This is a genomic window from Acinetobacter sp. CIP 102529, assembly GCF_000368325.1.
Classification (GTDB): domain Bacteria; phylum Pseudomonadota; class Gammaproteobacteria; order Pseudomonadales; family Moraxellaceae; genus Acinetobacter; species Acinetobacter parvus.
On the sequence record NZ_KB849354.1, the window covers coordinates 417,286 to 424,005 of the forward strand.

The 6,720-nt window shown below is 41.6% G+C and carries 6 protein-coding genes and 1 pseudogene; 1 reads left to right on the plus strand and 6 read right to left on the minus strand.

All coding sequences use genetic code 11. The annotated features are described in order from the left end of the window. Positions 1-20 precede the first annotated feature (20 nt). Entirely contained in the window at positions 21-770 is a 750-nt protein-coding gene (locus tag F972_RS04125) for a DUF4850 domain-containing protein (protein WP_212749497.1), read from the plus strand. Between the two features lie 52 nt (positions 771-822). Here F972_RS04125 and sbmA read toward each other — a convergent pair whose 3' ends face one another. The 6 genes and pseudogenes from sbmA to F972_RS14755 form a co-directional block, all read right to left on the minus strand. Continuing rightward, positions 823-2,019, minus strand: a complete 1,197-nt coding sequence (gene sbmA, locus F972_RS04130) for a peptide antibiotic transporter SbmA (RefSeq protein ID WP_004681629.1) — start codon at positions 2,017-2,019, stop codon at positions 823-825. Between the two features lie 210 nt (positions 2,020-2,229). Continuing rightward, positions 2,230-3,207, minus strand: a complete 978-nt coding sequence (locus F972_RS04135) for a patatin-like phospholipase family protein (protein WP_004764049.1) — start codon at positions 3,205-3,207, stop codon at positions 2,230-2,232. Positions 3,208-3,342: 135 nt separating this feature from the next. Then, positions 3,343-4,818, minus strand: coding sequence for an alanine/glycine:cation symporter family protein (locus tag F972_RS04140; RefSeq protein WP_004681632.1), 1,476 nt, complete (start codon positions 4,816-4,818; stop codon positions 3,343-3,345). Between the two features lie 91 nt (positions 4,819-4,909). Continuing rightward, positions 4,910-6,145, minus strand: a complete 1,236-nt coding sequence (gene gltS, locus F972_RS04145) for a sodium/glutamate symporter (RefSeq protein WP_004756024.1) — start codon at positions 6,143-6,145, stop codon at positions 4,910-4,912. 17 nt (positions 6,146-6,162) lie between these two features. Beyond that, positions 6,163-6,318 carry a hypothetical protein gene (locus tag F972_RS15995; protein ID WP_004681636.1) on the minus strand — a complete coding sequence of 52 codons (156 nt, stop codon included), beginning with the start codon at positions 6,316-6,318 and terminating at the stop codon, positions 6,163-6,165. A gap of 218 nt (positions 6,319-6,536) precedes the next feature. Further along, positions 6,537-6,720, minus strand: a pseudogene (locus F972_RS14755) (IS701 family transposase); the annotation flags it as partial.

Here is a 6,720-nt window from a genome sequence, read left to right on the forward strand (position 1 = left end):
GAGTTTGGTCAAATTTAAAAATGAAAAGAACAATTTTATTTCCCACGATTTTAATGAGTATGTTCTCCTCAGCCATTCATGCTGAGATTACAGTATTTAAAGCAAATTTCCCTCAGTTTTCAAATAGTGCAAAAGAACGAAAAGCAGAAAATCAAATTTACCCTCTCGGTGAAGCTTCTTTTGCAAATGATGTTCGAGTGCCTTTTTACGGGGTAACCGCACTCAACCCTGTGGAAGATGGTTTATTAAAAGACTTTAAATCATGTTCCGCAAAAAGCTGTCATTTCGATTTTAAATTAGATGCTAAACAAGCTGAACAACTCAAGTTATGGGCTATTCCTGAAATAGGAATTGTACTTGTACCTACAGATTGGCAAGACATACAATCAAGTGCAGGAGCGAATGGTACTGGATCTGCCTTAATCATGAGTCCAAATCAGAAACAAGCAATTCAGCTTTATGATTCATCATTTTGTGTAGGTTGCGGCATGCCAAATGCGACGCTTTATTTTCCACATCTTTTAAAACAAAGTGTGGAATATGAATACGGTGGTTATCAAGATCCGCTTAAATTACTGAAGATCGTACACCCTTCAAAACAAATCGCTTTCTTTAGTTATCAAATTCCTAAGCTGAATAACAGAACACATGGCGTAGCCAAATATCAAGATGAAGACACGTTTAACTTTAGAGAAATCAAAGTCACCGTTGATCAATCCCAACAGCATTTAGTTGGAACTATTCTAAATTTTTACAATGCGACTCATTAATCAAATCATGGACACAAAAAAACCTGCTAGTTGCAGGTTTTTTTAATCACACTTATTTTTTTAAAATTGACTCGAAAGCTTTTAAACGTTTATAAATTGAGAGTAATTCAATAATCGTTTTCCAAGAACTGATGAGATATTGAAATGATTCACGAACTTTATCAAAGATGTTACTAATTTGGTTGATCAAGCCTAAAGTCATTTTACCTGCGGCAATTGCAGGAAATAGCACCACCAGACTATATAAAACATCCAGTTGCTTATACCAGATAGCGACAAGGTTAAAATAAGCATAGTGAAAATAAAGTCTAAAATAATTTACACGTACTCGAGCAAATAACTCTTTTAATGTGAGTGGATCAGCACGATTCTCATGGTCTTCACCATAAACCAACTCTTTACGGTAGGCTGCCTCAACCTTTTGATTATTAAATTGTAGGCCTGGTAATTTCTGACCGACGATCATTAACACCACAGTTCCAAAGACCGCCCAGACAATTGCAGCCCATACCAGTGAATGTTCAATCTCACCCACGATTGGAAGCACTGGCACTTTCTCTGAGATTTTAAATAATAACGGCAGGAACGCGATCAGCACCATCACTGACTTAATCAGTTCAACCCCCAAGTCTTCCATAATGGTGGCAAAACGCATGGTATCTTCTTGAATACGTTGCGAAGCCCCTTCGACATGACGAAGCCGATCCCAGTTTGCAGTGTAGTATTCATTCATGGCGGTACGCCAGCGGAACACATAATGGCTGGTAAAGAATGCATTGATTACGGCGAATGTGACGGCAACCATTGCAATATAAAGAAAAGTCAAAGTTCCATTATATAGGTCATTAATATTACCGCCGCCATCGCTTAGCATCTTTTGAATCATGTCCCAGAATGGTCCATACCAAGCATTGATTGCAACACTGACCTGCACCCCAAACCAGATATTAAACAAGATAAATGCTGACCCCCAGACTGACCACTTCTGCCATTTGTGATCAGAAAGGAATCCCCAAAAACCTGCAAATAAGGCGGTTGAAAGGAGAAACCAGAGATAGAACCAAATAAATGCAGGCGACCAGAAACGGCTCACCCCAATTTGCAACTCTGCTTCAGCATAGCCCTTTGGGAATCCCAAATATCCCCCCCATCCATGGCCACCCGTATACCAGAGCAACATATTCAGGGCCATCCATACAACCACTGAAATAAAAAATGGACGTGGGTTGGGAAAAAATGATTTAAACATCGTGCTTAACAATCCTTGTTGTATTGCAATTGACGCAAGTACGTCATGCTATAACCTTAAACTTAACTTTGTCTGATAGAAACTTTGGTAAGTTGTAGTTATTTACATGCTTTTCCAAAATTTTCATAGCATTTTGATGAGTATTTACAATTTGTTTAGGACATCGAAACGATTTTAATGCTGTTACGACTCTCTGTGGCCATATAAACCTTAAGGATGTGCTGGAAAGGTCTTTAAGGCAAAATCTTGCTGATCAGGTTGTACAAGGTTTTTCTTACTTTGAATGGCAAGTTCAATTTCAGAAAGCTTTGACTGAGCCGCATCAATCCCTGCCTGCATAGTCATTTCACGCCCCTTAACATCAAAAATATGGGCCTTTTCACGCAGATCAGGTTGAATCACCACATCGGCATCTTTCAGTTCTTCTTCAGCCAGACGGCCCTGCATAATATTAATGTTCTGGTTAAACAGCCCCCAAACATTGCTGGTTTCAGTATGAATCGGCTGGGCCAGAATATCCACTGCAATCACTACATCCGCTCCCAGTTCACGTGCAACCTGAACAGGCACAGGACTGACCAGCCCACCATCTACATATTCAACATCATGAATTTTGGTGGGTACAAACATGCTGGGGATTGAGGCCGAGGCACGAACCGCCTGTCCAGTATTGCCATAGTTAAAGACTGTTCTGCTGCCATCCTTAAGTTCAGTTGCCACCACATACATTGGAATCTTGAGTTGTTGCAAGGGTGTGTTGCGCACCTGCTGGTTGATGTAATCCTCAACCTTTTTACCATTAAAGAACCCTTTCAAGCTGACATTGACATCACGAACGTCATTGGCTTTCAGCTTTAGGGCAATGTCACGCAACTCAGCGGCGGTTTTGCCGCTGGCATAGATTGAGCCAACGATACTCCCTGCACTAGTGCCTACAATAAAGTCTGGACGAATCCCCTGTTGTTCCAGCACTTGTATCACCCCAATATGGGCATAGCCACGTGCACCACCACTCCCCAAAACCAAAGCGATTACGGGACGTTTTTGCTGTTGTTTGATATAGCTAAAAGGCTGGCTCAGCACCCGTGCCTGGGCATCTTCAATTGCTGGACGTAAATGTGGAGTTGTTTGACAACCTGTTAAAATGATTACTGATAGTCCGAGTATGCATGATTTAAGCCGTTTCATATGCAGTTGTTGCCATATTTACTGTGTTTCCAGCTTAAATTTTAGCTCTTCCCAGCCTGAAATGCTGTATCAGTTTTTTTGCTGCTGTGACTGCCAATCCATAAAAAAGCCCCTCGAAAGGAGCTTTTATCAAGATCACCAGATATCTGAACCAACTTTTTTCTTTAGTTCAGGATATTGATCAATCTTGAACTCTGGTTCCTTAATACCTTTCTTTAACTGAGATGTGTAGTCTTTCAATAAAATCAATGCTATCGGAGTCAGCAATAGAATTGCGATCAGGTTAATAGTTGCCATCAATCCCATCGATAAGTCTGCCATAGACCAAACCAATGGAACGCTAGTGATTGCACCGAAGTACACCATAACCAATACTAAAATACGGAAAACAAGCATGATTTTAGGATTGTTATTGATAAACTGCACATTACTTTCAGCGTAGGCATAGTTACCAATAATCGACGTAAAGGCAAACAGGAACAGAATAATCGCCAGGAAACCACCGCCCCAGCTACCAATTTGGCTCTCCAAAGCTTTCTGGGTCAATGTCACGCCTTCAAAGCCAGCTTCGTGATAGAGACCAGACACCATAATGATGATCGCGGTACATGAACACACCACGAAGGTATCGACAAATACACCTAGCATTTGGACCAGACCCTGATTCACAGGGTGTTTCACATCAGAGGCCGCAGCGGCATTTGGCGCTGACCCCATACCTGCCTCGTTGGAAAACAAGCCACGTTTGATCCCCATCATCATTGCCATAGAAATCATCGCACCGAAGAAACCACCTGCCGCAGCCTCAAACTGAAATGCCTTGCTAAAGATCAATTTAAAGATCTCAGGCAACATCGGCAAGTTGGCTATCGCAATATACAAAGCGACCATGATATAAAGCAATGCCATGAAAGGAACGATACTTTCAGCAACTTTAGCGATACGCTTGATCCCACCAAAGATAATCAATGCCGTCATAATGACCAATGCAATCCCAACCCATGACACTTCGAGATCAAGACCACCAAGCCCCAATACAAAATTGGCTTTATCCCATCCCCAGGCATGTGAGGTCGCACCAATAATCGCATTTGCCTGCACGGCATTAAATACAAAGCCATAAGCCAGAATGAGTGACAGTGCAAAAACAATCCCCAGCCATTTTTGTTTTAAGCCCTGAGTAATATAGTACGCAGGGCCACCACGGAACTGCTTGTTTTGATGGTCTCTCACCTTAAACAACTGGGCAAGCGATGATTCAACAAATGCAGAACTCATACCAAGAAAGGCAGTGACCCACATCCAGAACACGGCACCAGGACCACCAATTGCGATTGCAATCGCAACACCAGCAACATTACCCACGCCCACACGGCTTGCAAGCCCAGTGACAAAAGCCTGAAATGGTGTAATGCCATGTTCATCCTGCGTTTCTTTACGACTGCCTTTCATCACACGGATACTATGCAGGAACAAGCGAAGCTGTACCGCACCCGTAACAAATGTGTAAAATACCCCAACCGCAACCAGTAATACGACCAGGAAATTCCAAAGCGGATCATTCAAGAACTGTACCCACGACATCAGCGTGGCATTTAATTGTTCATTCATCACTTATTCACTTAACAATTTTATGTGCGTCAATCACATATTCAAAAAAATGGATGAATCAAAAAAGCCCCGTATGGGCTTTTGATCTAACTTAGATAAAGAATTTCAAAATTAATTGAATTACTGTTGCATTAATTAAATCAACAAAGAACGCACCACAAAGCGGAACAATTAAAAATGCTTTATGTGATGGTCCATACATGTTGGTAATTGCTTGCATGTTAGCAACAGCTGTTGGCGTTGCTCCCATACCGAAACCACAGTGACCAGCAGCAAGAACTGCTGCATCATAATTTTTGCCCATGACGCGGAAAGTAATAAATGCTGCATACAACGCCATGGTAATGGTTTGTGCACCCAAAATTACAACCAGCGGGCCAGCCAAATCGGCTAACTGCCACAACTTTAATGACAACAATGCCATCGCTAAATAAAGTGACAAAGATGCATTACCAAACACATCAATTGCACGATCAAAAATATCAACCTTTAATATGCTTTCCAGAATGTTGCGCAAAACCACACCACCGCCCAATGCCCAGACAAAAGTTGGCAGCTCAAACCATGTGCCTTTACTATAACCTGTCATGAATTCAGCAAATGCTAGACACGCCGCAAACATACCCAATGTGGTAATCGCATTATCGGCCGTGATTAAACGTACTTGATGCGGATTTTCAAATGGTGCGAGTTCATCAGGGTGTTGATCTAAATGGGTATCACGATTCTTAATCGCAGTGGATGATTGCTCTTGAGCAAGGCTATAACGGTTGATTAATAGTTTTGCAAGTGGCCCACCAATGATGCCGCCGATAATCAAACCAAAAGTTGCACTTGCCATGCCTAGCGCTAATGCACCCTGAATTCCATGTTGGGTTTCAAGGATTTCACCCCATGCACCTGCAGTTCCGTGACCACCTGTCAAGGTAATTGAACCAGCAATCAGGCCAACCAATGGATCAATACCCAACAAGGTTGCCAGACTCATCCCAACCGCATTCTGCACCACAATGAATGAGGCGACACAGACGAGAAAAATGACTAATCCAATACCACCCTCCTTGAGCTTCATAAAGTTTGCACTTAAGCCAATCGAGGCAAAAAAGATCAACATAAAACTGGTTTGCAACTGACTGCTGAAAACAATACTGTAGCCCCAGAGCGAATGCACCAGCAGGGAAACCACTGCTGCCACCAAACCGCCTGCGACAGGTTCAGGAATGTTGTAGCGTCTTAAGAAATCAATTTTGTTGACCAGTAAACGTCCCAATAACAGAACGATCACTGACGAAATTAGCGTGTAGAAACCATTAAAAGTAAATTCCATATTTTATTCCATTTATTCTATTTGTTATGTAGATGAACAAGCGCTGTAACGATGGGGCGAAAGTGCTGTATCTGTTGTTGCCTACGGGCAGCATAGGCATTGTTCATCATGGAAGTTGCAACGGTGATTGCCATGTCCTGAATAAATGGCTTACGGATGAGAGGTAAACTCATGAGAAGCTCCTGTATCTGGTGTATATTTCAACATTTTCCACAGGCATAAAATTGGATAAATTCGATATGCCTGAGCTAGAAAATCCCCCTCACCGTGTCAGCAAGGAAAGCCTAATCAATTTTAAAAAAGGGCGTATTATGCATAAATTTAGAATATTGTGTGTATTTTTTTATTCTAGGGGCAATCACAGCCCCAATATATTAGGACTTACGCACTATTATTTATAGATTCTCTGTGATAGCAGATGATTTTTATCGAGAATAAAGTCATCAATGAAGTTTTTGATAACTGGTCTAAATAATTTCTTCTGCCAACGATATACATTTTCAAAGATCCCCTCAAACTGGTTCTTTTGTATCTCAACGTAGGCCATCAAGGCTGAAAAAATATGATTCAAAATC

What these genes read in the sequence shown, in the direction of transcription:
- F972_RS04125 (WP_212749497.1), top strand. Translation starts at nt 21, where the DNA reads ATGAAAAGAACAATTTTATTTCCCACGATTTTAATGAGTATGTTCTCC.
- sbmA (WP_004681629.1), bottom strand. Translation starts at nt 2,019, where the DNA reads ATGTTTAAATCATTTTTTCCCAACCCACGTCCATTTTTTATTTCAGTG.
- F972_RS04135 (WP_004764049.1), bottom strand. Translation starts at nt 3,207, where the DNA reads ATGAAACGGCTTAAATCATGCATACTCGGACTATCAGTAATCATTTTA.
- F972_RS04140 (WP_004681632.1), bottom strand. Translation starts at nt 4,818, where the DNA reads ATGAATGAACAATTAAATGCCACGCTGATGTCGTGGGTACAGTTCTTG.
- gltS (WP_004756024.1), bottom strand. Translation starts at nt 6,145, where the DNA reads ATGGAATTTACTTTTAATGGTTTCTACACGCTAATTTCGTCAGTGATC.
- F972_RS15995 (WP_004681636.1), bottom strand. Translation starts at nt 6,318, where the DNA reads ATGAGTTTACCTCTCATCCGTAAGCCATTTATTCAGGACATGGCAATC.